This is a genomic window from Ralstonia sp. PBBBR1 (assembly GCF_002256165.1).
GTDB lineage: Bacteria > Pseudomonadota > Gammaproteobacteria > Burkholderiales > Burkholderiaceae > Ralstonia > Ralstonia thomasii.
Genome location: NZ_NKIL01000013.1, coordinates 1 through 25,307 on the forward strand (window position 1 = coordinate 1; position 25,307 = coordinate 25,307).

Annotated in this window: 26 protein-coding genes and 1 pseudogene; 23 read left to right on the forward strand and 4 right to left on the reverse strand. The window is 63.3% G+C overall.

What is annotated here, in order from left to right; translation table 11 throughout:
• The 19 genes and pseudogenes from sdhB to purF all read left to right on the forward strand — a co-directional run.
• Window positions 1–170: pseudogene (gene sdhB / locus CFE42_RS20305) on the forward strand (succinate dehydrogenase iron-sulfur subunit); the annotation flags it as partial.
• 71 nt (window positions 171–241) lie between these two features.
• A complete protein-coding gene (locus CFE42_RS20310; protein ID WP_009241006.1) occupies window positions 242–529 on the forward strand; it encodes a succinate dehydrogenase assembly factor 2 in 288 nt (95 codons plus the stop codon).
• A gap of 121 nt (window positions 530–650) precedes the next feature.
• A complete protein-coding gene (gene gltA / locus CFE42_RS20315) occupies window positions 651–1,952 on the forward strand; it encodes a citrate synthase (RefSeq protein WP_004634431.1) in 1,302 nt (433 codons plus the stop codon).
• A gap of 223 nt (window positions 1,953–2,175) precedes the next feature.
• Window positions 2,176–3,585 carry a 3-isopropylmalate dehydratase large subunit gene (leuC, locus tag CFE42_RS20320; RefSeq protein WP_004634430.1) on the forward strand — a complete coding sequence of 470 codons (1,410 nt, stop codon included), beginning with the start codon at window positions 2,176–2,178 and terminating at the stop codon, window positions 3,583–3,585.
• A gap of 23 nt (window positions 3,586–3,608) precedes the next feature.
• Entirely contained in the window at window positions 3,609–4,259 is a 651-nt protein-coding gene (gene leuD / locus CFE42_RS20325) for a 3-isopropylmalate dehydratase small subunit (protein ID WP_004634429.1), read from the forward strand.
• Window positions 4,260–4,288: 29 nt separating this feature from the next.
• The gene (gene leuB, locus CFE42_RS20330; RefSeq protein ID WP_004634428.1) at window positions 4,289–5,359 is read left to right on the forward strand and encodes a 3-isopropylmalate dehydrogenase; all 1,071 of its coding nucleotides are present in this window, start codon (window positions 4,289–4,291) and stop codon (window positions 5,357–5,359) included.
• 81 nt (window positions 5,360–5,440) lie between these two features.
• Window positions 5,441–5,617, forward strand: coding sequence for a hypothetical protein (locus CFE42_RS20335; RefSeq protein WP_193747945.1), 177 nt, complete (start codon window positions 5,441–5,443; stop codon window positions 5,615–5,617).
• 82 nt (window positions 5,618–5,699) lie between these two features.
• Window positions 5,700–6,803, forward strand: a complete 1,104-nt coding sequence (gene asd, locus CFE42_RS20340; RefSeq protein ID WP_004634424.1) for an aspartate-semialdehyde dehydrogenase — start codon at window positions 5,700–5,702, stop codon at window positions 6,801–6,803.
• Window positions 6,804–7,190: 387 nt separating this feature from the next.
• A complete protein-coding gene (gene tapV / locus CFE42_RS20345; protein WP_004634422.1) occupies window positions 7,191–10,097 on the forward strand; it encodes a FimV/HubP family polar landmark-like protein TapV in 2,907 nt (968 codons plus the stop codon).
• A gap of 83 nt (window positions 10,098–10,180) precedes the next feature.
• Complete coding sequence (gene truA / locus CFE42_RS20350; RefSeq protein WP_004634420.1) at window positions 10,181–11,005, forward strand: tRNA pseudouridine(38-40) synthase TruA; 825 nt, start codon at window positions 10,181–10,183, stop codon at window positions 11,003–11,005.
• A gap of 14 nt (window positions 11,006–11,019) precedes the next feature.
• Window positions 11,020–11,721 carry a phosphoribosylanthranilate isomerase gene (locus tag CFE42_RS20355; protein WP_004634418.1) on the forward strand — a complete coding sequence of 234 codons (702 nt, stop codon included), beginning with the start codon at window positions 11,020–11,022 and terminating at the stop codon, window positions 11,719–11,721.
• 96 nt (window positions 11,722–11,817) lie between these two features.
• A complete protein-coding gene (trpB, locus tag CFE42_RS20360; protein ID WP_004634417.1) occupies window positions 11,818–13,011 on the forward strand; it encodes a tryptophan synthase subunit beta in 1,194 nt (397 codons plus the stop codon).
• Between the two features lie 16 nt (window positions 13,012–13,027).
• Window positions 13,028–13,849, forward strand: a complete 822-nt coding sequence (locus CFE42_RS20365; RefSeq protein WP_004634416.1) for a site-specific DNA-methyltransferase — start codon at window positions 13,028–13,030, stop codon at window positions 13,847–13,849.
• A 14-nt stretch (window positions 13,850–13,863) separates the two neighbouring features.
• On the forward strand, window positions 13,864–14,661 hold the full coding sequence (gene trpA / locus CFE42_RS20370) for a tryptophan synthase subunit alpha (RefSeq protein WP_004634414.1): 798 nt from the start codon (window positions 13,864–13,866) through the stop codon (window positions 14,659–14,661).
• A 30-nt stretch (window positions 14,662–14,691) separates the two neighbouring features.
• Complete coding sequence (gene accD / locus CFE42_RS20375) at window positions 14,692–15,564, forward strand: acetyl-CoA carboxylase, carboxyltransferase subunit beta (RefSeq protein WP_004634411.1); 873 nt, start codon at window positions 14,692–14,694, stop codon at window positions 15,562–15,564.
• A gap of 93 nt (window positions 15,565–15,657) precedes the next feature.
• Window positions 15,658–16,956 carry a bifunctional tetrahydrofolate synthase/dihydrofolate synthase gene (gene folC / locus CFE42_RS20380; protein ID WP_004634409.1) on the forward strand — a complete coding sequence of 433 codons (1,299 nt, stop codon included), beginning with the start codon at window positions 15,658–15,660 and terminating at the stop codon, window positions 16,954–16,956.
• Between the two features lie 13 nt (window positions 16,957–16,969).
• Entirely contained in the window at window positions 16,970–17,830 is an 861-nt protein-coding gene (locus CFE42_RS20385; protein ID WP_004634407.1) for an SPOR domain-containing protein, read from the forward strand.
• A gap of 90 nt (window positions 17,831–17,920) precedes the next feature.
• On the forward strand, window positions 17,921–18,418 hold the full coding sequence (locus CFE42_RS20390) for a CvpA family protein (RefSeq protein WP_004634405.1): 498 nt from the start codon (window positions 17,921–17,923) through the stop codon (window positions 18,416–18,418).
• Between the two features lie 98 nt (window positions 18,419–18,516).
• Entirely contained in the window at window positions 18,517–20,052 is a 1,536-nt protein-coding gene (gene purF, locus CFE42_RS20395) for an amidophosphoribosyltransferase (protein WP_004634404.1), read from the forward strand.
• A 67-nt stretch (window positions 20,053–20,119) separates the two neighbouring features.
• Here the strand turns inward: purF and CFE42_RS20400 are convergent, their stop codons facing one another.
• The 4 genes from CFE42_RS20400 to CFE42_RS20415 form a co-directional block, all read right to left on the reverse strand.
• Window positions 20,120–20,941, reverse strand: a complete 822-nt coding sequence (locus tag CFE42_RS20400) for an ABC transporter permease (protein ID WP_004634403.1) — start codon at window positions 20,939–20,941, stop codon at window positions 20,120–20,122.
• An 11-nt stretch (window positions 20,942–20,952) separates the two neighbouring features.
• Window positions 20,953–21,915 (reverse strand): nodulation factor ABC transporter ATP-binding protein NodI, encoded by a 963-nt coding sequence (gene nodI / locus CFE42_RS20405; RefSeq protein ID WP_004634402.1) that lies wholly within the window; start codon window positions 21,913–21,915, stop codon window positions 20,953–20,955.
• 159 nt (window positions 21,916–22,074) lie between these two features.
• Window positions 22,075–22,275, reverse strand: a complete 201-nt coding sequence (locus CFE42_RS20410; protein WP_004634401.1) for a glycine zipper 2TM domain-containing protein — start codon at window positions 22,273–22,275, stop codon at window positions 22,075–22,077.
• 139 nt (window positions 22,276–22,414) lie between these two features.
• A complete protein-coding gene (locus CFE42_RS20415) occupies window positions 22,415–22,825 on the reverse strand; it encodes a PRC-barrel domain-containing protein (RefSeq protein WP_004634398.1) in 411 nt (136 codons plus the stop codon).
• Between the two features lie 189 nt (window positions 22,826–23,014).
• Between CFE42_RS20415 and CFE42_RS20420 the strand changes: the two genes are divergently transcribed.
• The 4 genes from CFE42_RS20420 (at window position 23,015) to CFE42_RS20435 (ending at window position 25,006) form a co-directional block, all read left to right on the forward strand.
• Window positions 23,015–23,524 carry a phasin family protein gene (locus CFE42_RS20420; protein ID WP_004634395.1) on the forward strand — a complete coding sequence of 170 codons (510 nt, stop codon included), beginning with the start codon at window positions 23,015–23,017 and terminating at the stop codon, window positions 23,522–23,524.
• Between the two features lie 260 nt (window positions 23,525–23,784).
• Window positions 23,785–24,024 carry a hypothetical protein gene (locus tag CFE42_RS20425; protein ID WP_004634394.1) on the forward strand — a complete coding sequence of 80 codons (240 nt, stop codon included), beginning with the start codon at window positions 23,785–23,787 and terminating at the stop codon, window positions 24,022–24,024.
• A gap of 146 nt (window positions 24,025–24,170) precedes the next feature.
• Entirely contained in the window at window positions 24,171–24,506 is a 336-nt protein-coding gene (locus tag CFE42_RS20430) for a hypothetical protein (RefSeq protein WP_024542460.1), read from the forward strand.
• Between the two features lie 248 nt (window positions 24,507–24,754).
• A complete protein-coding gene (locus tag CFE42_RS20435; RefSeq protein ID WP_004634389.1) occupies window positions 24,755–25,006 on the forward strand; it encodes a hypothetical protein in 252 nt (83 codons plus the stop codon).
• Window positions 25,007–25,307: the final 301 nt, after the last annotated feature.

The following is a 25,307-nucleotide window of genomic DNA, read 5'->3' on the forward strand; positions in this document are numbered from 1 at the left end:
CCGACAGCCGCGACCAGGCCACCAGCGAACGTCTGGACAATCTGGAAGATCCGTACCGCCTGTTCCGCTGCCACACCATCATGAATTGCGTCGATGTGTGCCCGAAGGGTCTGAACCCCACCAAGGCCATCGGCAAGATCAAGGAATTGATGGTGCGCCGCGCGGTGTAAGGCGCGAGTCAGGGCACTTTGGCATTGTGTGTCGCCGGAGCGGTTTCTCCGGCGACACATTTCTAGAAAGTATGGTTGCTGTGAACACTCCGACGTTCTCCCATCAGTCCGATCCGCACAAGCGTGCCCGTTTGCGCTGGCGTGCCCGACGCGGCCTGCTTGAGAACGACATCATCGTCGAGCGCTTTTTCAATCGCTACGAGACGGAACTGTCGGATGACGACGTTGCCGCACTCTCGCAGTTGTTCGAGCTACCCGACAACGACCTGATGGATCTCCTGCTTGCACGCAAGGAGCCGGAGGGAGAACTCGACGTGCCCCACATTCAGCACGTCCTGACCTTGCTGCGCTCGGTCTGAACCGGCGCGCGAGAGGTTGCCGCAAGACGAATCGGTCCAGCCGCCCCCGGCCGGCGACCTCGATCCGTCTGGCGGGAGTCTCCCGACTTCAATTTTATAAACAGCAGAGAAGGAAACCGACATGACGCCGTCCGAAGTGAAAGCCACCCTATCGTTTTCCGATGGCTCGCCCAGCGTCGAGCTGCCGATCTACAAGGGCACGGTTGGCCCGGACGTGATCGACATCCGCAAGCTGTACGGTCAGACGGGCAAGTTCACGTACGACCCCGGCTTCATGTCGACTGCGTCGTGCAATTCCAAGATCACCTACATCGATGGTGACAAAGGTGAGCTGCTGTACCGCGGCTACGCCATCGACGATTTGGCCAGCAAGTGCGATTTCATGGAAATCTGCTATCTGCTGCTGAAGGGCGAGCTGCCCAACGCCAAGCAGAAGGAAGAGTTCAACCATGTGGTGACGAATCACACCATGGTCCACGAGCAGATGCAGTTCTTCCTGCGCGGTTTCCGTCGTGACGCCCACCCGATGGCCGTGCTGACGGGTTTGGTTGGTGCCATGAGCGCGTTCTATCCGGATGCTGCCAACATCAATGATCCGCGCGAGCGTGAAATCTCGCAGATCCGCTTGATCGCCAAGCTGCCGACGCTGGTGGCCATGGCATACAAGTACAACATCGGCCAGCCGCTCATCTACCCGCAGAACAACCTGTCGTACACGGGCAACTTCATGCGCATGATGTTTGCCACGCCGTGCGAGGACTACAAGGTGAACCCGGTGCTGGAGAAGGCACTGGACCGCATCTTCATCCTGCACGCAGACCACGAGCAGAACGCCTCGACGTCGACGGTGCGTCTGGCGGGCTCGTCGGGCACCAACCCGATCGCAGCCATCGCTGCCGGTATCGCCTGCCTGTGGGGCCCGGCGCACGGTGGCGCGAACGAAGCTGCGTTGAACATGCTGGAAGAAATCGGTACCGTGGACAAGGTGCCCGAGTTCATCAAGCAGGTGAAGGACAAGAACAGCGGCGTGCGCCTGATGGGCTTTGGTCACCGCGTGTACAAGAACTACGATCCGCGCGCCAAGCTGATGCGGGAAACCTGCCACGAAGTCCTGAATGAGCTGGGTCTGCATAACGACCCGCTGTTCAAGCTGGCGATGGAGCTGGAAAAGATTGCCCTGGAAGACGAGTACTTCGTCAGCCGCAAGCTGTATCCGAACGTCGATTTCTACTCGGGTATCGTGCAACGCGCGCTGGGCATCCCGACTTCGATGTTCACCTGTATCTTCGCGCTGGCCCGCTCGGTGGGCTGGATCTCGCAATGGGAAGAGATGATCACCGATCCGGAATACAAGATCGGCCGTCCGCGCCAGCTGTTCAACGGTGCAGCCACCCGCGAAGTGCCGTCGATCGACAAGCGCTAAGCCACGCTGTTCGCCTTGAAGAAACCCCGCTCGGGAAACCGGCGGGGTTTTTTGTTGCACGTCGCCGGAGGTGCCCGGAAAGGGCCTTCGCGAAATGGCGAAACCCCCTTTCGTCAGTCACGTCCGGTGCCCGATGCACCGGGTGGCATAATCGATCACTCCCCACGAAACTGCTCGCGCAACGGCCCTGATTTCAGATGGCGCGTTGTGTACGGATCGCATGATGGCCAAGACGCTCTACGACAAACTTTGGGACGATCACGTCGTTCATACCGAAGAAGACGGCACGACCGTCCTCTACATCGATCGTCAACTGTTGCACGAAGTGACGAGCCCGCAGGCATTCGAGGGCCTGAAGTTAGCCGAGCGTCCGGTGTGGCGCATCAGCGCAAACCTGGCCGTGTCGGATCACAACGTGCCGACCACCGATCGTTCGCACGGCATTGCCGATCCGGTTTCGAAGCTGCAAGTCGATACGCTTGATGCCAACTGCGACAGCTACGGCATCACGCAATTCAAGATGAACGACAAGCGCCAGGGCATCGTGCACGTGATCGGGCCGGAGCAGGGCGCGACGCTGCCGGGCATGACGGTGGTCTGCGGTGATTCGCACACTAGCACGCACGGTGCGTTCGGCGCGCTCGCGCACGGCATCGGCACCTCGGAAGTCGAGCACGTGCTGGCCACGCAAACGCTGCTCACCAAGAAGAGCAAGAACATGCTGGTGAAGGTGGAAGGTACGCTGCCTCGCGGCTGCACGGCCAAGGACATCGTGCTCGCCATCATCGGCAAGATCGGTACGGCCGGTGGCACGGGCTACGCCATGGAATTCGGCGGCTCGGCCATCCGCGCGCTGTCGATGGAAGGCCGCATGACGGTGTGCAACATGGCAATCGAGGCAGGCGCCCGCGCCGGCATCGTCGCCGTGGACGATGTCACGCTGGAGTACATCAAGGGCCGTCCGTTCGCGCCGCAAGGCGTGGAGTGGGAGCAGGCCGTCGCCTACTGGCGCACGCTGCGATCCGACGAGGGTGCGCACTTCGACCAGGTGATCGAACTGCGTGCTGAAGAGATTCGCCCGCAGGTGAGCTGGGGGACATCGCCGGAAATGGTGGTCAGCATTGAAGACCGCGTGCCGGATCCCGATAAAGAGAAAGACCCGAACAAGCGCAACGCCATGGAGCGCGCGCTGGAGTACATGGGCCTGCAGCCGAACGTCGCCATCAGCGACATCAACATCGACAAGGTGTTCATCGGCTCGTGCACCAACAGCCGCATCGAAGACATGCGCGCCGCGGCGTGGGTCGTGCAGAAGCTGGGCAAGCGCATTGCGTCGAACGTGAAGCTGGCGATGGTCGTGCCGGGCTCGGGCCTCGTGAAGGAGCAGGCCGAGCGCGAAGGGCTCGACAAGATCTTCAAGGCGGCGGGCTTTGAGTGGCGCGAGCCGGGTTGCTCGATGTGTCTCGCCATGAACGCTGACCGCCTCGAGCCGGGCGAACGCTGCGCGTCCACGTCCAACCGCAACTTCGAAGGCCGTCAGGGCGCGGGCGGACGCACCCACCTGGTAAGCCCGGCGATGGCCGCTGCGGCCGCGCTGGAAGGCCACTTCGTCGACGTGCGCAAGCTCGCTTGAGCGGCAGGATAGAGAGAGCAATCATGGAACAATTCACCATCCACACCGGCCTCGTGGCGCCGCTCGACCGCGAGAATGTCGACACCGACGCCATCATCCCGAAGCAGTTCCTCAAGTCGATCAAGCGCACCGGCTTTGGCCCGAACCTGTTCGACGAGTGGCGCTACAAGGACGTGGGCGAGCCCGGCCAGGACAACAGCAAGCGTCCGCTGAACCCGGATTTCGTGCTGAACCAGCCGCGTTACAAGGGCGCCTCGGTGTTGCTGGCGCGCAAGAACTTCGGCTGCGGCAGCTCGCGTGAGCACGCACCGTGGGCACTGCAGCAGTACGGCTTCCGCGCCATCATCGCGCCGAGCTTTGCCGACATCTTCTTCAACAACTGCTTCAAGAACGGCCTGCTGCCGATCGTGCTGACGGAGTCGCAGGTCGACCACCTGTTCAACGAGACCCAAGCCTTTACCGGCTACCAGCTGACCGTCGATCTGGACAAGCAGGTCGTCGTCACGCCGGGCGGTACGGCGTATCCGTTCGACATCACCGCGTTCCGCAAATACTGCCTGCTCAACGGTTTCGACGACATCGGTCTGACCTTGCGCTACGCCGACCAGATCAAGGCTTACGAAGCGCAGCGCCTGGCCAGGATGCCGTGGCTCGCCCACAAGCTCGTCGGCTGAGCGGACACCAGAACAACAAGGATAACCACATGACCAAGATTGCAGTGTTGCCGGGTGACGGCATTGGTAAGGAAATCGTCGCCGAGGCCGTGAAGGTGCTCAAGGTGCTGGGCGAGTCGTTCGAGATGGAATTCGCCCCGGTGGGCGGCGCGGGCTACGAGGCCAAGGGCCATCCGCTGCCGGAAGACACGCTCAAGCTCGCCAAGGAAGCTGACGCGATCCTGTTTGGCGCCGTGGGCGACTGGAAGTACGACACGCTGGCGCGCGAACTGCGCCCGGAGCAGGCCATTCTGGGCCTGCGCAAGCACCTGCAGCTGTTCGCCAATTTCCGTCCGGCGATCTGCTATCCCGAGTTGACCGGCGCATCGAGCCTCAAGCCGGAAATCGTTGCCGGTCTGGATATCCTGATCGTGCGTGAGTTGAATGGCGACATTTACTTCGGCCAACCGCGCGGCGTGCGCGCGGCGCCCGACGGGCTGTTCGCCGGCGCGCGCGAAGGTTTCGACACCATGCGCTACGCCGAGCCGGAAATCCGCCGCATCGCGCACGTCGCCTTCCAGGCCGCCGCCAAGCGCGGCAAGAAGCTCTGCAGCGTCGACAAGGCCAACGTGCTCGAGACGTTCCAGTTCTGGAAGGACATCGTCACCGACGTGCACAAGGAATATCCGGAAGTCGAGCTGTCGCACATGTACGTGGACAACGCGGCCATGCAGCTCGTGAAGGCGCCGAAGAACTTCGACGTGATCGTCACCGGCAACATGTTCGGCGACATCCTCTCGGACGAGGCCGCCATGCTGACGGGCTCGATCGGCATGCTGCCGTCGGCGTCGCTCGATGCGAATAACAAGGGCCTGTATGAGCCGTCGCACGGCTCCGCGCCGGACATCGCGGGCAAGGGCGTTGCCAACCCGCTGGCGACGATCCTGTCGGCGGCGATGATGCTGCGCTATTCGCTGAACAAGGCCGAGCAGGCTGATCGCATCGAAACGGCTGTCAAGAAGGTACTGGCGCAGGGCTACCGGACCGGCGACATCCTGACGCCGGGCTGCAAACAGGTGGGCACTGTGGAGATGGGCGACGCGGTGGTCGCTGTCTTGTAACTCAAAACGCGCGTTGCGGTGCCGTCACATCCGGTGCAGCAATCGTCGTTTTTTCGGTGGACACATGCTGCAGTGCATTGTGTGACCGCCAAATCGTGTATATTTTTGCAGATGATCTCGATCGCGCTCCCCGTCCTCGTACTGGGGTTTCTGGGCACCCTGGCTATCGCCGCCAAGGGCACCGCCGCGCGCGCTCGCATGACGCCTGTCGAGATTCGCACGACCACCAAAATCATTACCAAAAAAACGATCTCGTAGATCGTCCGTCGTGTCCGTTCGCCTTCCCCGCGCGGTCACGCCGGGCGACCGAGGCGGGGAAAATCACTAGAGGTTCACAATCATGAAGGTAGGTCTCGTCGGTTGGCGCGGCATGGTCGGCAGCGTGCTGATGCAGCGCATGCAGGAAGAAAAGGATTTCGACCTGATCGACACCGTGTTTTTCAGCACCAGCAACGCCGGCGGCAAGGCACCCGCATTCGCCAAGACGGATGCGCCGCTGGCCGACGCCAACGACATCGAAGCACTGAAGGCCTGCGACACGATCATCACGTGCCAGGGCGGTGACTACACGACCGAAGTCTTCCCGAAGCTGCGCGCTGCCGGCTGGAACGGCTACTGGATCGACGCCGCCTCGACGCTGCGCATGGAAGACGATGCCGTGATCGTGCTGGACCCGGTCAACCTGTCGCTCATCAAGAACGCGGTGGCGGCCGGCACCAAGAATTTCATCGGCGGCAACTGCACCAACTCCATCCTGCTGATGGGCGTGGGCGGCCTGTTCCGCGAAGGCCTGGTCGAATGGGTCAGCTCGATGACCTACCAGGCGGCTTCGGGCGGTGGTGCGAACCACATGCGCGAACTGCTCAAGGGCATGGGCGTGATTCACGGTGCCGTGGCCGATGAGCTGGCCAATCCGGCATCCGCCATCCTGGACATCGACCGCAAGGTTGCCAAGACCATCCGCGAAGATGTGCCGACTGAGTTCTTCCCGGCGCCACTGGCGGGTGGCCTGATCCCCTGGATCGACAAGCAGCTCGACAACGGCCAGTCGAAGGAAGAGTGGAAGGGCCAGGCCGAAGTGAACAAGATCCTGGGCACGGCGCAGACGATTCCAGTCGATGGCCTGTGTGTGCGGATTGGCGCAATGCGATGCCACAGCCTGGGCCTGACGCTCAAGCTCAAGCGCGACCTGCCGCTGGACGAAATCGAGCAGATCATCCGCTCGGGCAACCCCTGGGTGAAGTGGGTCCCGAACGATCGCAGCATCACCGAGAAGGAACTGACGCCGGCATCCATCACGGGTGGCCTGGAAATTGGCGTGGGTCGCGTGCGCAAGCTCAATATGGGGCCGGAATATGTGAGCGCCTTTGTGATCGGCGACCAGCTTCTGTGGGGTGCCGCTGAGCCGCTGCGCCGCACGCTCCGTATCCTGCTGGGCAAGTGATCAAGGCTTTGCTTTCGTTTTCGGGCTGCGCATCCGACGGTGTCGTTGCGGTCTGACAACAGAAAGTGTGCTTTTTCAACCAACGCCGCGCGGCCTGCGCGGCGTTGTGCCATCTGGGCGCCCACGGTCTGTAACGTTGGTACACAATAGCGGCCGGAACGCTGTCCGCCCATTCGTGGGGTGGACGGGGCACGGGGAAGGGTTAGCGCCACATGAAGCACGCGCATTCCGGGGGGTACGTCGGGTGCTTCAGAATCTCGCCAATTGTGTCGTTTTCATAAAGATTGACGGTGATTCTTATCCAGCAGTTCACTTTCTGGGTGAACTTGCTGCGCTAACTCGTTGATGTTAAGTTCGTTTGCACATTAAAAGATAACGGAGTCGAAGGTGAGGGTGAGCCAATACCGCCGGAGAGAATCGTCCCATCGCAGTCCTCGCTGGTCGGCCGTCGCGTTTGCTGCGGCGAGCCTGCTGCTGATTCAACCCGCTGTGCACGCGGCCGGTTTCGGCGCGCTGCACGTGCGTTCCAGCCTCGGCCAGCCGCTGCAGGCCGAAATCGATCTGGCCGGCGTGACGCCCGAAGAGGCGCAAAACCTGGTCGCCAAATTGGCTGCGCCGGAAGCCTATTCGCGTGCCGGGCTGACCTACAACCCGATCGTCTCCTCGCTGCGTGCCTCGCTTGAGCGCCAGTCGAATGGCAACTACGTGGTGCGTCTGCGCTCGACCCAGCCCGTCGCCGAGCCGTTCGTTGATGTTCTGGTTGACCTGAACTGGGCGAGCGGTCACGTTTCGCGTGCCTATACGTTCCTGCTGGACCCGGTGGGCTCCAGCAATACCGCACAGAATTTCGCGCCGACGCCGGTTGTGCAGGCCACGACGCCGGGCGCCGTTGAGTCGGCGCCGGCTGCTTCGGCTGCCCAACCGCAAGCGGCTGCTCCGGCCGCTGCCGCGCCGGCACCGTCGCGCCAGCCTCGCGCCGCTCGCCAAACCGCGCGTGCCCAGCAAGCTGCTCCTGCTGCCGCTGCGCCGGACGCTACACCCGGTGGCTCATACACCGTGCAACGCGGCGATAGCCTGTACGACGTTGCGTCGACGGCCGCGCAAGGTCAGGACGCCGTGTCGCTCGACCAGATGCTGCTGGCGCTGTATCGCAACAATCCCAATGCTTTCATTGGCGGCAACATCAACCGGCTGCGTACCGGCTCGGTGCTGAAAGTGCCGTCACAGGCGGAGGCGCAGAAAACGCCTGCGCGCGAAGCCCGCCGCGAAGTCATCGCGCAGACGTCCGGCTTTGCCGGCTACCGCAACCGCCTCGCAACGGCGGCTGAGGCCAACGCAGCGACGGATACCGACTCCGCCCGCCAACAGAGCGGCAGTGTGTCGGCCCGCGTGCAAGATCAAGCCACGCCGGCTGCCAGCGGCCGTGACGAACTGCGTCTCTCCAAGGCCGACCGCGCAGGCAAGGCCGGTGCGGCCGCGGCTCGCGATGAGGAACTCGTCGCCAAGGAGCGTGCGCTCAAGGAAATGGAATCACGCGTTGCGCAGTTGGAGAAGAATCTCTCCGACATGCAGCGCCTGGTTGAATTGAAGAACGCTGAACTGGCCAAGGCAGCCAGTGGTGCCAAGCCGGCCGCTGGTGCTGCGCCGTCGACGGCCGCGCCGGCAGTGGCCGCGGCCAATGCGCCGGCACCGGTGGCTGCGTCTGCCCCGGCTCCTGTTGCAGCGGTTCCGGCGGAAACGGCTGCTGCTGCCCCGGCTTCGTCGGCGACGGCTGCTGCGGCGGCTTCCGCACCGGAGGCCGCATCGGCGACTGTGGCTGCAGCCTCGGCTCCGCAAGCGACTGCCAGTGCACCGGTTGCTGCTGCGTCGGCTCCGGCTGCCGCGCCGAAGAAGGCGCCGGTGGTTATGGCCCCGCCTCCCCCGATTCAAGAAGAATCGTTCCTCTCGTCGCTGCTGGGCAACCCGATGGCCCTGGGCCTGGGCGGCTTGGTGGTCGCGCTGCTGGGTGGTCTGGTGGTGTATCGCCGTCGCCAGCAGAAACCTGAGCAGGCACATGGCTTCCAGGACAGCCTGTTGTCACAGGAAAGCACTGTGATGGCGGGCGCCAACTCTCTGTTTGGTGCGGCCGGCGGTCAAAGCGTCGACACCTCGCAGCACAGCGTGTTCGGTGCGGATTTCCGCATTGGCGGCGGCAACGAGAGCAATGAAGTCGACCCGATCGCAGAGGCCGATGTCTACATCGCCTACGGTCGCGACGTGCAAGCCGAAGAAATCCTGCGCGAGGCACTGGAGCAACATCCGGAGCGCCAAGCCATTCGACTGAAGTTGATGGAAATTTACGCCAATCGTCAGGACGCCCATGGCTTCCAGACCATTGCTGAAGAGATGCTGGCGCAAGTTGGCGCTGCGTCGCCGGAATGGGCAGACGCCGCGGCGATGGGCCGCAAGTTCGATCCGGCCAACCCGCTGTATCTGACGGTGCAGGGTGATGGACACCATCCCGGCGCCGAAGCGCATGCTGAACCGAGCCACTCAGGTGCCGCAGTCGCAGGTGCAACTGCGCTGGCAGGTGTGGGTGCCGCGGTGGCCGCCGAGGCCCTCAGCCCGACGGTGACGGGCCAGACCACCCGTCGTGGGGACGACTGGACTACGCTGTCTCCGGATCTGGACCCGTCCGCGCCGTCGACCAAGGCACCGCAACTGGCCGATTTCGATCTGCCGCTGGAGTCATTCCCCGCGCCGGCGGCAGGCGAGCCGATCACCGCGCCGGAAGAGGCATCGGACATCTTCAAGGTGCACGCCGAACCTGAAGCGGATCTGCCGCAGTTCAACGCGCACGCTGGCGAGGCCTATCAGCCCGTTGCCGCGCCCCCGCTGCATATGGATCTTTCGGACTTGTCGCTGGATCTGAACCCGACGCCGCCTGCCGCAGAAACGGTTGCTCCTGCAGCCTCGGTTGCAGCGGAGGAAGGCCTGCCGAGCTGGGCCCAGCCGACCGACCTGTCGCAGGCCCCGATGCACTTCGAATCCGAGCCGCATTACCCAGAGCACGCCGAGGTCGCGAACGACGAGCCGCAATCGGCCATCCGCCTGGACACTAACCTGCCGCACACGCTGTCCGGCGAGCATGGTGCCGACGGTGTGCGCGATCTGCAGATCAAGTTCGATCTGGCCAAGGCCTATATCGAGATCGGCGACAAGGAAGGCGCTCGCGAACTGCTGCAGGAAGTGCTGGACCTGGGCGATCCGTCTTTCCACGCCGAGGCCCAGGCCTTGATGCGCCAGATCGGCTGACGCACAGGGCTCTACGCCATCGACAGCGCCGGCAGGGTGGTATCCTGCCGGCGTTTTTCTTTCCGCATGGGGACTCACAAGGCATGACGCGCATCGCGCTCGGCATCCAGTACGACGGTGCCGCGTTTTCAGGGTGGCAATCGCAGCCGCACGGCAATACCGTTCAGGACGCGCTGGAGTCGGCGCTGCGGCAGTTTGCCGGCGTGGCGCTGCCGACCACGGTGGCCGGGCGAACCGATGCTGGTGTGCATGCGCTGGGCCAGGTGGTCCACCTGGATACCGACCTCGTCCGCGAGTCGTTTTCGTGGGTGCGCGGCACCAATGCCTTTCTGCCGCCGACGGTGGCCGTGCGATGGGCGCAGGAGATGCCGGAGGATTTTCATGCGCGTTTCTCCGCGCATCGCCGCACGTATTACTACGCGCTGACCTTCGGGCCGACGCGCGCGCCGCTGCTGGAGGACAAGGCCGGCTACGTGATGCTGCCGCCCGGCCAATCCCTTGACGTGGCAGCCATGAACGAGGCGGCCCAGGTTCTGGTAGGCGAGCACGATTTCTCGTCGTTCCGCGCGGCCGAATGCCAAGCCAAGTCGCCCGTCAAAACGATGTATTCAGTCGAGGTGCGGGGCGAGGGCGAATGGGTGTTCGTGCGCATTCGCGGCAGCGCGTTCCTGCACCACATGGTGCGCAACATCATGGGCTGCCTCCTGGCGATCGGGCGCGGCCGCCAGCCGGTGTCCTGGATGGGCGATGTGCTGGCCGCCCGCAGCCGCGTGGCCGCCGCGCCAACTTTCATGCCCGACGGCCTGTATCTCGCCGAGGTCGGCTATCCTGATGCTTTCTCGTTGCCGGCGTCTCCGGCATCGTCCAGCCTGTTTCGCGGCGTGTTCGACGAGCACGCCGGCCTGTGAATCCCGCTTCCGCCATGCTGTTGCACCGTACCCGTATCAAGCTGTGTGGCCTGACCCAGCCTGCCGATGTCGATCACGCCGTCGCAATCGGCGCCGATGCGATCGGGCTTGTTTTCTATCCACCCAGCCCGCGTTACGTCGCGATCGAACGTGCGGCAGAGCTGGCGCACCGCGCCGGTCCGTTCGTCACCGTGACGGGCCTGTTCGTCAACGCCAGTGCCGATGATGTGGCGCGCGTGCTCGACCAAGTGCCGCTGACGTTGCTTCAGTTCCACGGTGATGAGCCGGCAGAGCTGTGCGCCGAGATCGCCGGAAAGGTAGGGCTGCCCTGGTTGCGCGCCCTGCGTGTTCAGCCCGGGGCCGATTTGGTAGAATTCGCAGATCGGTTTGCCGTTGCCCAAGGCCTGCTGCTCGACGCATTTGTCGAGGGTTATGGCGGCGGCGGCCATGTTTTCGACTGGACCCTCATTCCCCCGCAATGGCTCCCGCAATCGCCATCCTTGCCAACCACAAGCGCCGCTCCTCGGCTCGTTTTGAGTGGTGGGTTGAGCGCGCAAAACGTCGCTGGCGCGATTGAACGCGTGCGGCCGTACGCTGTTGACGTCAGCAGCGGAATCGAAGCCGCACGGGGCGTGAAAGACCACGCCCGGATGACCGCATTTGTGCGTGCGGTCCGCGAGGCCGATGCAGCCCTGGGCGCATCGGTTCAGGCCTGAGCCGATCTGGCTGGTCTCTCGCGACGCACGCCTTCCTGAATATCTCCGCTGACGGGTCTTCCATCCTGACCTCGGCGGACGCCTCGAGAGATTGCCATGTACAACCTGCCCGACGCCCACGGCCATTTTGGCCCCTACGGCGGCACCTTCGTTGCGGAAACGCTGTCCCACGCGCTGGATGAATTGCGCGACGCCTATGCGCGCTACCAGCACGATCCCGAGTTCATCAAGGAATACGAATACGAGCTGAAGCACTTCGTCGGCCGTCCGTCGCCCATCTATCACGCACGCCGCCTGACCGAACACTGCGGCGGCGCGCAGATCTACCTCAAGCGCGAAGACCTGAACCACACCGGCGCGCACAAGGTGAACAACGTGATTGGCCAGGCGCTGCTGGCACGCCGCATGGGCAAGCCACGCGTGATTGCGGAAACGGGGGCCGGTCAGCACGGCGTGGCCACCGCCACGATCGCGGCGCGTTACGGCATGGAGTGCGTCGTCTACATGGGCAGCGAAGACGTGCGCCGCCAGGCCGCCAACGTCTACCGCATGAAGCTGCTGGGCGCGACCGTGGTGCCCGTGGAGTCGGGCTCGCGCACGCTCAAGGACGCGCTGAACGAAGCGATGCGCGACTGGGTGACCAACGTGGCCGACACCTTCTACATCATCGGCACGGTGGCGGGCCCGCACCCGTATCCGATGATGGTGCGCGACTTCCAGGCCGTGATCGGCGAGGAATGCAAGGTGCAGATGCCCGAGATGACCGGACGCCAGCCGGACGCCGTCATCGCCTGCGTGGGCGGCGGCTCCAACGCCATGGGCATCTTTTACCCGTACATCGACCATGCCGACGTCAAGCTGATCGGCGTGGAAGCAGCGGGCGAGGGCATCGAGACCGGCCGCCATGCCGCGTCGCTCATGGGTGGCTCACCGGGCGTGCTGCACGGTAACCGCACCTATCTGCTGCAGGATGAGGACGGCCAGATCATCGAGACGCATTCGATTTCGGCGGGGCTGGACTATCCGGGCGTCGGTCCAGAACACGCCTGGTTGAAGGATGTGCAGCGCGCGGAATACGTCGGCATTACCGACAAGGAAGCGCTGCAATCCTTCCATGACCTGTGCCGCATGGAGGGCATCATCCCGGCGCTGGAATCGAGCCATGCGCTGGCGTATGCGTGCAAGCTGGCGCCGACACTGCCCAAGGACAAGATCCTGCTGGTGAACCTCTCGGGCCGAGGCGACAAGGATATGCATACTGTCGCTGAACTCTCCGGCATCCAACTCTAACGGCACTGGCACCCGCATGACCGAGCGCGCCATCGACGGCATCTTCAACGAGGACTGCATTACCGGGGTCGAGCATCTGGCCGACGGCAGTGTGGACCTCGTCATCGCCGATCCGCCGTACGGGCTGGGCAAGGATTACGGCAACGACTCCGACAAGCTGTCGGGCGATGCTTACCTTGCCTGGTCCGAACGCTGGATCGATGCGGTGCGGCCGAAGCTGGCGCGCAACGGATCGCTCTACCTGTTCTGCACGTGGCAATACGCGCCGGAACTGTTCGTGATGCTCAAGCGACGCCTCACGATGGTCAACGAGATCATCTGGGACCGCCGCGTCCCCAGCATGGGCGGCAGCACGCGCAAGTTCTCGTCGGTGCACGACAACATCGGTTTTTTTGCCGCTTCACGCGATTACTACTTCGATGTCGACGCCGTGCGCATTCCGTACGACGCCGAAACAAAGAAGGCGCGCAGCCGCAAGCGTTTCGAGGGCAAGAAGTGGCTGGAAGTCGGCTACAACCCGAAGGACGTGTGGAGCGTGTCGCGCCTGCACCGGCAAGACCCGGAGCGCGCCGAGCATCCGACGCAGAAACCGCTGGAGCTGGTCGAACGCATGATCCTGGCAAGCTGCCCGCCGGGCGGCCTCGTGCTGGACCCGTTTCTGGGCAGCGGCACCACGGCGGCCGCGTGTGCAAGGCTTGGCCGCCGCTTCGCCGGCTTCGAGATCAACGCCGACTATTGCCGCGTGGCACGTGAACGCGTGGCCGCTGTGCATGCCGCCGCTGCCGCCAACGCCCAACCGATTGAATCGCAGGCGCCTGAGACCATCAAGGTCGCCTGAAACCTGATCCTCCTATGTCCCGCATCGCTCAAACCTTCTCACAACTGTCTGCGCAGGGCCGCAAGGGCCTGATTCCGTTCATCACGGCCGGCGATCCGTACCCCGAGATGACGGTCGACCTGATGCACGCGCTGGTCAAGGGCGGCTCCAACGTCATCGAACTCGGCGTGCCGTTCTCGGACCCGATGGCCGATGGCCCGGTGATCCAACGTGCGTCCGAGCGTGCATTGGCCAAGAAGGTGGGCCTGCGCACGGTGCTCGAATATGTGCGCGCATTCCGCGCCACCGATTTGACGACGCCCGTGGTGCTCATGGGTTACGCCAATCCGATCGAGCGCATGGGCGTTGATGCCTTTGCCAAGGCTGCATCCGAAGCGGGCGTGGACGGCGTGCTCGTGGTCGACTACCCGCCCGAAGAATGCGAGGCCTTTGCCAAGATCATGCGCGCCGCCGGTATCGATCCGATCTTCCTGCTGGCGCCCACGTCCACCGAAGCACGCATCGCGCAGATCGCCCGTGTGGCGAGCGGCTACATCTACTACGTGTCGCTCAAAGGCGTGACTGGCGCGGCCACCATCGACCTGGATGCGGTGGCTGCACGGATCCCGCAAATCCGCCAGCACGCGCGGCTGCCGGTAGGTGTCGGTTTCGGTATCCGTGATGCGGCAACGGCACGTGCGATCAGCGGTGTGGCGGATGCGGTGGTGATCGGATCCCGCATTGTGCAATTGCTTGAAGAAGCACCTCGCGAACAAGCGGTACAATACTTGACTGATTTCATCGCGGAGATTCGCCAGGCGCTCGACGCCTGATCTCGGCGAAACTGCATTCAAGGAGCACGCATGAGCTGGCTGGACAAACTGCTGCCGCCCAAGATCCAACAGACCGACCCGTCGCAGCGCAAGGGCATTCCCGAAGGCCTGTGGGTCAAATGCCCGGCTTGCGAGTCGGTGCTGTATCGGACCGACGTCGAAGCCAATCTGCACGTCTGCCCGAAGTGCGATCATCACATGCGCATTGGCGCGCGTGCCCGTCTGGACGCGCTGCTGGACGCCGAAGGCCGATATGAACTGGGCCAGGAGATCGTCCCGGTCGATGCGCTGAAGTTCAAGGACACGAAGAAATACCCCGACCGCATCAAGGCGGCGATGGACGACACGGGTGAAACCGACGCCATGGTTGTGATGGGCGGCGCCATTCACGCGCTGCCCGTGGTCGTGGCCTGCTTCGAGTTCGAATTCATGGGTGGCTCGATGGGCTCCGTGGTGGGCGAGCGCTTCACGCGCGGCGCGCAGATGGCCCTGGAGCAAAAGGTGCCGTTCATCTGCGTGTCGGCCACTGGCGGTGCGCGCATGCAGGAAAGCCTGCTGTCGCTCATGCAGATGGCCAAGACGACGTCGATGATCCAGAAGCTGGCGGAAGCCAAGCTGCCGTTCATCAGCGTGCTGACCGATCCAACCATGGGCGGCGTGTCCGCCAGCTTCGCCTTCATGGGCGACGTGGTGATTGCCGAGCCGAAGGCCCTGATTGGCTTTGCCGGCCCGCGTGTGATTGAGCAGACCGTGCGCGAGAAGCTGCCGGAAGGCTTCCAGCGCGCCGAGTTCCTGCTGCAGAAGGGGGCCATCGACATGATTGTCGACCGCCGCAACATGCGCCGCGAGATCGCCGAGCTTCTGGCGCTCCTGCAGAAGCAGCCGGCAGACGCACTGGCCTGATGCGGCACATCTGTTGAACCGAAGCGCGGGCGAGAGTCCGCGCTTCTTGTTTTTGCGCGGCCCGTTTCCCTGAAGCCGCGCCACATACTTCGCATGCCTACATTCGACACGCTGCCCAACTGGCTGGCACACCTGGAAACCGCACACCCGGTCGGCATCGACATGGGCTTGGCCCGCATCAGTCGCGTGCGCGATGCGCTCGGGCTGGAATTCAAGTCCGTCGTCTTCACGGTGGGCGGCACCAATGGCAAGGGCTCGACCTGCGCGATGCTGGAGGCGATCCTGCTGGCCGCGGGCTATAAGGTTGGCTGCCATACATCACCGCACCTGATCGACTTCAACGAGCGTGCTCGCGTGAATGGCGAGATCGCCACCGACGCCATGTTGCTGCCGCACTTCGAGGCAGTGGAGCGTGCGCGCTGCAGCTTTCCCGAGCCCGTCAGCCTGACGTACTTCGAATTCACCACATTGGCGATCATGCATCTGTTCGCCAATGCAGGCCTTGATGCTGTGATCCTGGAGGTCGGGCTCGGCGGCCGGCTGGATGCGGTCAACATCGTCGATACCGATTGCGCCATCATCACCAGCGTCGATCTCGATCACATGGCTTACCTGGGCGATACCCGCGAGGCGATCGGCTTCGAGAAGGCCGGCATCTTCCGCGCAGGCAAGCCGGCGATCTGCTCTGACCCGGTGCCGCCAATCTCGCTGGTGAAGCACGCTGAAGCCATTGGCGCAGATCTCTGGCTGATCGGCCGCGATTTCAACTTCCAGGGCGACAAGCAGCAGTGGGGCTTTAGCGGCCGCGGCCGCCGTTGGCCGAGCCTGGGCTATCCCGCATTGCGCGGGGCGAACCAACTGCTGAACGCATCGGCCGCGCTGGCTGCGCTGGAATCGGTGCGCGATCGGTTGCCGATCTCGGCGCAGGACGTGCGTCTGGGCCTGTCGCAGGTGGTACTGCCGGGGCGCTTCCAGGTTCTGCCGGGCCGTCCGTCCGTCATCCTGGACGTCGCACACAACCCGCACGCGTCGGCGGCGCTGGGCCAGAATCTCGAGAACATGGGCTTCTACCGTTACACCTACGCGGTGTTCGGTGCGATGCAGGACAAAGATATCGCCGGTGTGCTCGCGCACATGCTCGACAAGGTCGACCACTGGTGCCTGACCGATTTGCCGACGCCGCGTGCCGCGAGCGCCTCCAGCTTGGCGCAGGCGCTCACCGAAGCCGGTTTCCGGGCAGGCAAGGAATCGAGCATGAGCACATTCAGCGATCCCGCCACAGCCTATCGCAACGCCATGGAGCGGGCGACCGAGGATGATAGAATTGTGGTCTTCGGATCGTTCTACACCGTTGCCGGCGTGCTGGCGGAGCGCAAGAGTCGCGCGCACTAAAACCGGGGCCCTCATGGGACTGTTTTCCATCTTTTCCTCCCGCAAGAACGCTGAAGGCGAACGCACACGCGGCGCAGCCGCCGGCAGCGCTGCCGATGTGGCTCGCGATGCGGTGCGTGGTTCGCGCGCATCGTCGAATGCTCGCAGCCGCGCTTCCCGTCGAACCGACGATGATGACGACGGCCTTGACCCCGAACTCCCGCAAAAACAACGCGCTCGCCGCCGCCTGATCGGCGCGGTGGTGCTGGTTGGCGCCGCTGTGATCGTGCTGCCCCTCGTGTTTGACGCCAAGCCGCGCCCCGTGACCGATGCCGTGGCCGTGCAGATCCAGGATCAGCCGGTCGATCGTGGCGCCAAGGCCTCCACCGATGAGCCGAAGGTCGCCAGCCGGCGTTCTGCGTCGCGTCCTGCGGTTTCGTCGACGGATCAGGCGCAGGCGCTTGACCAGGGCGAAGAGGTGGTCGCGAGCAACGATGCGCCGCCAGCAGCTCAGAGCGCGCCGGCCGCAGTCAAGCCGGCGACACCGCCCAAGCCTGTCGCCAGTCTGACGCCACCCGCTGAATCCAAGCCCGCAACGAAACCTGCGCAACCGGCTGCCCAGCCTGCACAGCAAGCGGCTGCAACGAGCACCGATGCCAATGGCGGCAAGTTCATCCTGCTGATCGGCGCCTTTGCTTCCGAAGACCGTGCCCGAAATTGGCTGGGCAAGCTCAAGAGCGAGAAGATTCCGGGTTACATCGAACACAAGAAGGTGCCTGAAAAGGGCGATCTCGCCTTGCTGCGTGCAGGCCCGTTCAACGATCGTGCATCGGCGGAAGCGGCGCAGGAGCGTGCCGAGCAGATTGGCCTGACGCCTAAACTCGTGCAGCAATGACGATGCGGCCGACCGTGTACCCAGCGCGCTCGTCGGATTTGCTGACGGTTCACGCTGCATTCCGCCACAGTCAATCCAAGCCGCAGCCCGATGCAACCGACGTTCTTTGACTACGGTGTGCTGTTCATCATCGTCACGTCGGCGCTGATTGGGTTGTTTCGCGGGCTGATCCGTGAGGTGCTGGCGCTGCTCGGGTGGCTGTTTGCCGCATGGGTGGCGTACACGTTTTCCGGTGTGGCGGCGGGCTGGATGCCGGAATCGCTGCCCGGTGGACCGGTCGCACGCACCATTCTCGGTTTCGTCCTACTGTTTATCGTGACGGTGATTGCGACTTCGCTGGTGGGGGCACTGCTTTCGGCGGCGCTGGCGAGCGCGGGGCTCAAGCCGGCGGATCGCGGTCTGGGTATGGTGTTCGGGTTGGCGCGCGGAGGCGTGATCATCCTCGTGTTGATGACGGTGGCCGGCTTCACCAGCCTGCCTGAGCAACCGTTCTGGCACGATGCGATTACGCGACCCTATGCGGAGCAGGCAGCACAGGCGGCCAAGCCCTTGTTGCCCCCAGATGTCGCTAAGTATGTTCACTATTGATCTGGAGCGCCTGGCCACAAGCTAGGCGATCCGGGAAGCTTTTTCGGCGCCCGCAACGGGTGTGGGCGCCACCAAATACGTTCTCGCTGGAGTTCGACATGTGCGGTATCGTTGGGGTGGTCTCAGCCACGCCCGTCAATCAGCTGATCTACGACAGTCTGTTGCTCCTGCAACACCGCGGGCAAGACGCTGCGGGCATTGCCACCGCATCAGGCAGCACGTTCCACATGCACAAGGCCAACGGCATGGTGCGTGACGTGTTCCGCACGCGCAATATGCGCGGCCTGCCGGGTACGAGCGGCATCGGTCAAGTGCGCTATCCGACTGCAGGTTCCTCCAGCGAAGAGGAGGCCCAACCGTTCTATGTCAACGCGCCGTTCGGCATCGTGTTGGCACACAACGGCAACCTGACGAACTCGGATCAACTGCGCGACGAGATGTTCCGGCGCGATCGCCGCCACATCAACACGCAGTCTGATTCCGAAGTGCTGCTCAATGTGCTGGCCGACGAGCTGCAACGCGCCAGCAACGACATTCCGCTGAATCGCGATTCCATCTTCACCGCGGTAGAAGGCCTGCATCGCCGCGTGCGTGGTTCGTATGCCATCGCTGCCGAGATCTCGGGCTACGGCGTGCTGGCTGTGCGCGATCCGTTCGGCATCCGCCCGCTCGCGCTGGGCACCCAGGAAACGCCGGATGGCGGCATCGAATATATGGTTGCTTCGGAGTCGGTGGCGCTGGAAGGCATCGGCTTCAAGTTCGAGCGCGATGTGGCCCCCGGCGAAGCCATCTTCATTGACCTTGAGGGCAAGCTGCACACCAAGCAATGCGCTGCGAACCCGGTACTTTCGCCATGCATTTTCGAATACGTGTACCTCGCCCGTCCGGACTCCCGCATGGATGGTGTGTCGGTGTACGACGCGCGACTGCGCATGGGCGACTACCTGGCTGAGAAGATCAAGCGCGAGGTGACCGACAGGATCGACGTGGTGATGCCGATTCCGGATTCGTCCCGCCCAGCTGCCATGCAGGTGGCTAACCACCTGGGCGTGCCGTATCGCGAAGGTTTCTTCAAGAACCGCTACGTGGGCCGCACCTTCATCATGCCGGGTCAGGCGGTACGCAAGAAATCTGTGCGCCAGAAGCTCAACGCCATGGCAATCGAGTTCAAGGACAAGAACGTGCTGATCGTCGATGACTCCATCGTGCGCGGCACGACGTCGTCGGAGATCGTGCAGATGGCACGCGATGCCGGTGCCAAGAAGGTGATCTTCGCTTCGGCCGCGCCGCCGGTGAAGTTCCCCAACGTGTACGGTATCGACATGCCGACGCGCGGCGAACTGGTGGCTTATGGCCGCACGCACGAGGAGATTGCCAAGATTATCGGCGCAGACCAGCTTGTGTACCAGGATGTGGAGGACATGAAGCGCGCGGTGCGCGATGTCAATCCGGCACTGAAGGATTTCGATGCGTCATGCTTTGACGGCAAGTACGTGACGGGCGACATTGACGAGGCGTACCTCGATCGCCTGGAGGCCGCGCGTAACAATTCGGCCAAGGCGGATCGTGAGAACGCGCAGAACGATGATCCGCGCACGCAACTGCATCTGCAGCGCTCCGCCGTGAACGAGTAATTCTCGAGCGCTGTAAAAGAAAAGCCCGTCATCGCGACGGGCTTTTTTGTTGGACATCGGGATCGCGCTACTTGAGCATGCGACGGCGCAGCAGCCAGAGACACGAGAGCAGCGCGGCAACCGCGTACAGCAGCAGTACGCCCAGGTGCAGCAGGATGTTCTCGGGCGTGCGGCCCAGCATGAGCGGGCGGATCAGATCCACCGCGTGCGGCAATGGCAGTACGCTCGTCGCCGCGCGCACGGGCGCCGGCAGTTGCGACAGCGGGAAGAACACGCCCGAGAGCAGCATCATCGGCGTGATCACCAGCGTCTGGTAGAACATGAAGAAGTCGTAGTTGGGCGCAAGCGCCGTCATGTTCATCGCCAGGCAGGCAAAGGTGAAGCCGGTCAAGACGATGACGGGCAGGGCCAGCAGTGCCTGCGGCATCGACGCATAGCCGAGTGCACCCGCGACCAGCATGATCGCCAGGCCCGAGAGCACCGACTTGCTGGCGGCCCAGAACAGCTCACCAAGGACCACGTCGCCCAGGCTGAGCGGTGCGTACAGGATCGCCTCCCATGTACGTTGCACGTGCATGCGCGAGAACGCGGAATACATCGCTTCGAAGCTCGCCGACATCATTGTGCTGGACGCCACCGTGCCGGCCGCCAGGAATGCGATGTACGACACGCCGTCGACGCGCCCGACCAGCAGGCCAAGGCCGAGCCCGAGCCCGAACAGATAGATCATCGGGTCGGCGAGGTTGCCGGCCATCGACGGAATGGCCAGCTTGCGCCACACCATGAAGTTGCGGAGCCAGACGTACTGCCAGTTGCGGAAGTTGAGCGGCAGCAGCGGCTGCGGAAAGGCCCGCTGCAGCGTTGAAGTGAGTGCGGTTTCAGTGGACATGGATGGTTCTCTCAGTCGCGCATTTCGCGGCCAGTCAGGCGCAGGAACACATCTTCGAGATTGGCCGGGCGGTGCAGATAGCGCAGGCCGGGCATGGTGTGCGTTTCTGCCCGTGTGCGCAGCGCAGCCACCAGCGGCTGCGGATCGCGTGCGTAGCAGAAGAGCGTCTCGCCGCTGATTTCCACGCGGTCGGCCAGCGGCGTGAGCAGCGTGCGAAGGGCGTTGAGATCGTCGCCGTAGACCTCAACAACGTCGCAGCCGATTTCGCGTGCGATGAGGTCTTGCGGCTTGCCTTGCGCGATCTTGCGGCCGTTGTCGATCACGCAAAGTTCATCGCACAGGCGCTCGGCTTCTTCCATGAAATGCGTGGTCAGCAGGATGGTCTTGCCGGCGGCGAGCAGTGAGCGCAGGCGTTCCCAGATCAGGTGTCGAGCCTGCGGGTCGAGCCCCGTGGTGGGCTCGTCCATGACGAGGATGTCGGGATCGTTGATCAGGGCGCGCGCTACCGTCAGCCGCCGTTTCATGCCGCCCGAGAGGGCGCGTACAGGAGCATCGGCTTTCTGTTCGAGACGCGCGAACTCCAGCAAGGTGGGGATGCGCTCGCGGATGGTCGCGGAAGACAGGCCAAAGTAGCGACCGAAGATGCGCAGGTTTTCGGAGACGGAGAAGTCTGGATCGAGATTGTCGAACTGCGGCACCACGCCCACGCGCATGCGTGCACGATGTGCGGCTTCCGGGACAGGCTCGTCGCACAGTCTCAGGCTACCCGCATCGGGCATCGTCATGCCGAGCAGCATGCGCAGCGTGGTGGTCTTGCCGGCGCCGTTGGGGCCCAGCAGGCCGAAGCACTGGCCGCGCCGAACGCTGAAGCTGAGGTTGTCGACGACAGTCTGTTCGCCGTAACGTTTGCGCAGGCCTTCGACGCTCAGGATCGGTGTGCTGCCCACGCCAAAACCCTCTTGCTCGTATCGCACATTGCCTCCGTTGCAAAACGCCGATTATGCGCCGGCATTCGCATATGCGTATGAGGGGAATGTGCAGTCGTATAGCGCCGCTCTCAGGCAACAAAAAGGGCCAGGCAAACAATGGCCTGGCCCGAGCTTGCAGCACGCGCATCGCTGCGCGCTTGGGGGTTACTTGGTGACGGCGTTACCGACCACGCCACCCAGTGCGGCACCACCCAGCGTGGCGCCCGGACCGCCCCAGATGGCCGCCCCGGCGACACCACCTGCGGCTGCGCCTAGCGCGGTATTGCGCTGCTTTGGCGTCATGTCCGCGCATCCGCTGACGGATGCCAATGCGGCCGCCAGAATCAAGGATACGAAGGCACGCATAACAAACTCCTTTTGTCGTCTGTGTACCTGCATTCAAGGTCATGCATGCCGGTATGTGCAGGTCAGGTTGCCTGAAAGGTTTGTCAGCCGATTCCCACACCTTCAGCGCGCCTTGGGAAGACAAAGTTCCCGCCGGTGATCAGGCCTTGGCAGGCTTTGGCTGACGCTCGTACTTGAACTCCGGTAGTGCCTTGATGGCGTCCTTGGTAGCGCTGGGCAACACGATCCTCCCCTGGTCATAGTGGAACTGATTCACAGGAATGGCCACGTCATGACGGCCCACGCCAACAAAGCCGCCCGCGCCGACGATAGCGAACGAGACGGCGTTCTCCGGTGCCACGATCAAGTCCTGCACATTGCCGATCTTCTCGTTGGCCTCGTTATAGACAGCCTTGCCGAGCACCTGCTTCTTCACACTCACGCCCTTGATGACGGCATCGAGTTCGGTAACGGATACACCTAGCGGGGCGTGGCCAGCGACTTGCGCGAAGGCCAGCGGCGCGGTGGCAATGGAAGCGGCAGCGATCAAGGCAGCGGTGAGACGTTTCATCGTGACTCCGTGGTCTGGTGAAGGATGCGGTTCACTCTAACGCGCACATGGCTGGTGCCGCTGGCGAGGGTGTCCGAAACGCCTGTAGGACAAACGGGTGATGTCAGGGAAATCGGCATCGCGCCCGGCTACACTGAAACGCCCGGCATATGCTGGACGTGTTCACCGATCTCAGAGGGAGTAACCGACATGATGACTCTGGAGCAACTTGGCGTTCTGCAACGATCACAGCTTGAAACCTGGATGGCTGTCACCGAAGAGGCGGTGAACGGCGTCAACCGCCTGATCGGGCTCAATTTGCAGGCCATCAAGGCCGGCCTTGACGAGACTGAACACTGCCTGCACGACGCCACCGGTGCGCAGGACGCAGGCGAATGGTGGAACGCACAAGCCCGCTATCTGCAACCGTCCGGCGAACGCGTCTCCGGCTACACGCGCAATTTTGTTGAAATCGGCGTCGAGACGCAGAACGGGATTGCTCGCGCATTGCAGCGCCACGGTGACGAAGTGCGCCGCCAATGGGTCTTCGTCGCAGAAAACCTTGTGGACGCCGCGCCTCCTGGCGCCGAGGCTGCCGTGAACTTCTTCAAGGCATCGGTCGGTCTGGAAGTCGCTGCTGCAGAGGCGGCCGAGGATGCGGGTGCGGGCCGAATCCTGACCCCAAGTGACGTTGCCGCCAGGAACGGCACCGCACGCTGAGGCTCCTCTATACGGGTGAGATGCGTCGGCGTGGGCCGACAGTCATTTCGGCACAGTCCTACAAAACGGCACGGACGGAGGTCGATACTCCGTCCGTGCGCGCTTTTCTACACTTCCTGCATGCCTATCAACATGTGGGAGGTTGTCATGTCCTATCTCGTTGCGTGGCTCTTGGGTGTTCCCGCGCTTGTGTTGCTGGTGATCTGGCTCTTCGTGCATTGACACGGGGCTGGGCCTATCCAATACGACCCGGAGGACATATGACGTTCCGAGACGACTGCAAAATCGAGGTATCTGCCTATGAACTCTCGCCGCAAGCGTGGCGCGCCGAAGTGAGCATCCTTCGCGCCAGCAACGGTGAGACCCTGTTAGCCCGTACAACGGTGCGCGAATCGGCGAACACATATCGGAGTGCCGCCAGCGCTCTGGAAGCCGCGCGAGCGTATGCCGAAGCGATGATCGCCTCGGGCCAGTTCGACTGCAGTTCCGCCGTGGGCTAGAGGCGGGGACGCTTGCGTGCGATGTGGCGTTACGTTCTGTTACGAAATCGCCAGCGCCGTATCACCTGTGTCAGTGGCTCTGAATACAATACAGATACCGTATTCCGCGCCGGCTATGGACTCGCCCGGCGCTCATGCAGCAGGTGATGACGATGATTCGACGCAATGTGCTGTGGATTGCAGGCGCAGCCGCACTGGCAGTGCTGGCCGTGCCGCAGATGGCGTCGGCGCACGTGAGCGTCGGCATTGGGTTTGGCGTGCCGGTGGCGCCTGTGTATGTGGCACCCGCGCCGGTGTATTACCCACCGCCGCCGCCGGTTTATTACGCGCCGCCCCCACCCCCGGTGTACTACGCCCCGGCGCCCGTGTATTACGGTCCGCCCGCTTATGGCCCGGCGCCGATTGTGGTGGGCGCTGGCTGGTACCGTTGGGGACCGCGCTATCGCTGGTACGACGGCCGTCACTGGGGCCACTGGCGGTAAGCGGCATGCCGGCCAAGAGAAAGGCTCCTTCGGGAGCTTTTTTCTTTGGCGGTACGTATACGCCGTGGCACGGCATCTGCGTCTGTCTGGATGACGGGTACGCGCGCAACCAGCCCCGTGACAAAGCACCGCGGTGCAGAACTGGTGGCTCGCTTACCTGGTCGCTATGACGTCCGCGTGAACAACGTGGACACGTGTGCCGCAGCGGTGCACGTCATGTTCGCAGTGTCATGACCGAAGGAGTCCTCATGCAAATCACCACGCAACGCTTTGCAACGCGCACCCTGGTTGCAGCCGCAAGCGGCTTGACGCTGGCGCTGAGCGCGGCGGTCGCGCACGCCGGCTCGATCGATCCGTATCAGCCCGCCCACAAGGTGAGCCGCGCCGATCCCTATACCGACGGTGCCAAGGTAAGCCGCACAGACCCCTATACCGACGGCGCCAAGATGGGGCGTGCCGATCCATATACGGACGGCGCCTGCTCGGACCGTCAACCGTAAAGGGTCGGCGGCAGAATCGCTGCCGCATCGCAACATCAAGCCCGGGCGATACCCGGGCTTTTTCTTTGCGCATCTTTCTGACGCACGCCGCGGGTTAAGGTTGGCTGCGCTGGGGCGCAGCCAACGCTGGCGTACCACGCAGGCGGAACGATACTCAACGATACTGCAAAGCAGGAATGTATCGGCTCTTTTGCGTCTTTGGTGCAGGATCATGCGATGGAAGCGGTCGTTACCGATGGCATACTTTTGCCTGATACGGGCTTTACGCAGCCCTTGCGCCTTTTCATTACAACCACCAAGG

Coding starts and splice junctions, on each gene's coding strand:
- CFE42_RS20310 (WP_009241006.1), top strand. CDS start 242: ATGGTTGCTGTGAACACTCCGACGTTCTCCCATCAGTCCGATCCGCAC.
- gltA (WP_004634431.1), top strand. CDS start 651: ATGACGCCGTCCGAAGTGAAAGCCACCCTATCGTTTTCCGATGGCTCG.
- leuC (WP_004634430.1), top strand. CDS start 2,176: ATGGCCAAGACGCTCTACGACAAACTTTGGGACGATCACGTCGTTCAT.
- leuD (WP_004634429.1), top strand. CDS start 3,609: ATGGAACAATTCACCATCCACACCGGCCTCGTGGCGCCGCTCGACCGC.
- leuB (WP_004634428.1), top strand. CDS start 4,289: ATGACCAAGATTGCAGTGTTGCCGGGTGACGGCATTGGTAAGGAAATC.
- asd (WP_004634424.1), top strand. CDS start 5,700: ATGAAGGTAGGTCTCGTCGGTTGGCGCGGCATGGTCGGCAGCGTGCTG.
- truA (WP_004634420.1), top strand. CDS start 10,181: ATGACGCGCATCGCGCTCGGCATCCAGTACGACGGTGCCGCGTTTTCA.
- CFE42_RS20355 (WP_004634418.1), top strand. CDS start 11,020: ATGCTGTTGCACCGTACCCGTATCAAGCTGTGTGGCCTGACCCAGCCT.
- trpB (WP_004634417.1), top strand. CDS start 11,818: ATGTACAACCTGCCCGACGCCCACGGCCATTTTGGCCCCTACGGCGGC.
- CFE42_RS20365 (WP_004634416.1), top strand. CDS start 13,028: ATGACCGAGCGCGCCATCGACGGCATCTTCAACGAGGACTGCATTACC.
- trpA (WP_004634414.1), top strand. CDS start 13,864: ATGTCCCGCATCGCTCAAACCTTCTCACAACTGTCTGCGCAGGGCCGC.
- accD (WP_004634411.1), top strand. CDS start 14,692: ATGAGCTGGCTGGACAAACTGCTGCCGCCCAAGATCCAACAGACCGAC.
- folC (WP_004634409.1), top strand. CDS start 15,658: ATGCCTACATTCGACACGCTGCCCAACTGGCTGGCACACCTGGAAACC.
- CFE42_RS20385 (WP_004634407.1), top strand. CDS start 16,970: ATGGGACTGTTTTCCATCTTTTCCTCCCGCAAGAACGCTGAAGGCGAA.
- CFE42_RS20390 (WP_004634405.1), top strand. CDS start 17,921: ATGCAACCGACGTTCTTTGACTACGGTGTGCTGTTCATCATCGTCACG.
- purF (WP_004634404.1), top strand. CDS start 18,517: ATGTGCGGTATCGTTGGGGTGGTCTCAGCCACGCCCGTCAATCAGCTG.
- CFE42_RS20400 (WP_004634403.1), bottom strand. CDS start 20,941: ATGTCCACTGAAACCGCACTCACTTCAACGCTGCAGCGGGCCTTTCCG.
- CFE42_RS20410 (WP_004634401.1), bottom strand. CDS start 22,275: ATGCGTGCCTTCGTATCCTTGATTCTGGCGGCCGCATTGGCATCCGTC.
- CFE42_RS20415 (WP_004634398.1), bottom strand. CDS start 22,825: ATGAAACGTCTCACCGCTGCCTTGATCGCTGCCGCTTCCATTGCCACC.
- CFE42_RS20420 (WP_004634395.1), top strand. CDS start 23,015: ATGATGACTCTGGAGCAACTTGGCGTTCTGCAACGATCACAGCTTGAA.
- CFE42_RS20425 (WP_004634394.1), top strand. CDS start 23,785: ATGACGTTCCGAGACGACTGCAAAATCGAGGTATCTGCCTATGAACTC.
- CFE42_RS20430 (WP_024542460.1), top strand. CDS start 24,171: ATGACGATGATTCGACGCAATGTGCTGTGGATTGCAGGCGCAGCCGCA.
- CFE42_RS20435 (WP_004634389.1), top strand. CDS start 24,755: ATGCAAATCACCACGCAACGCTTTGCAACGCGCACCCTGGTTGCAGCC.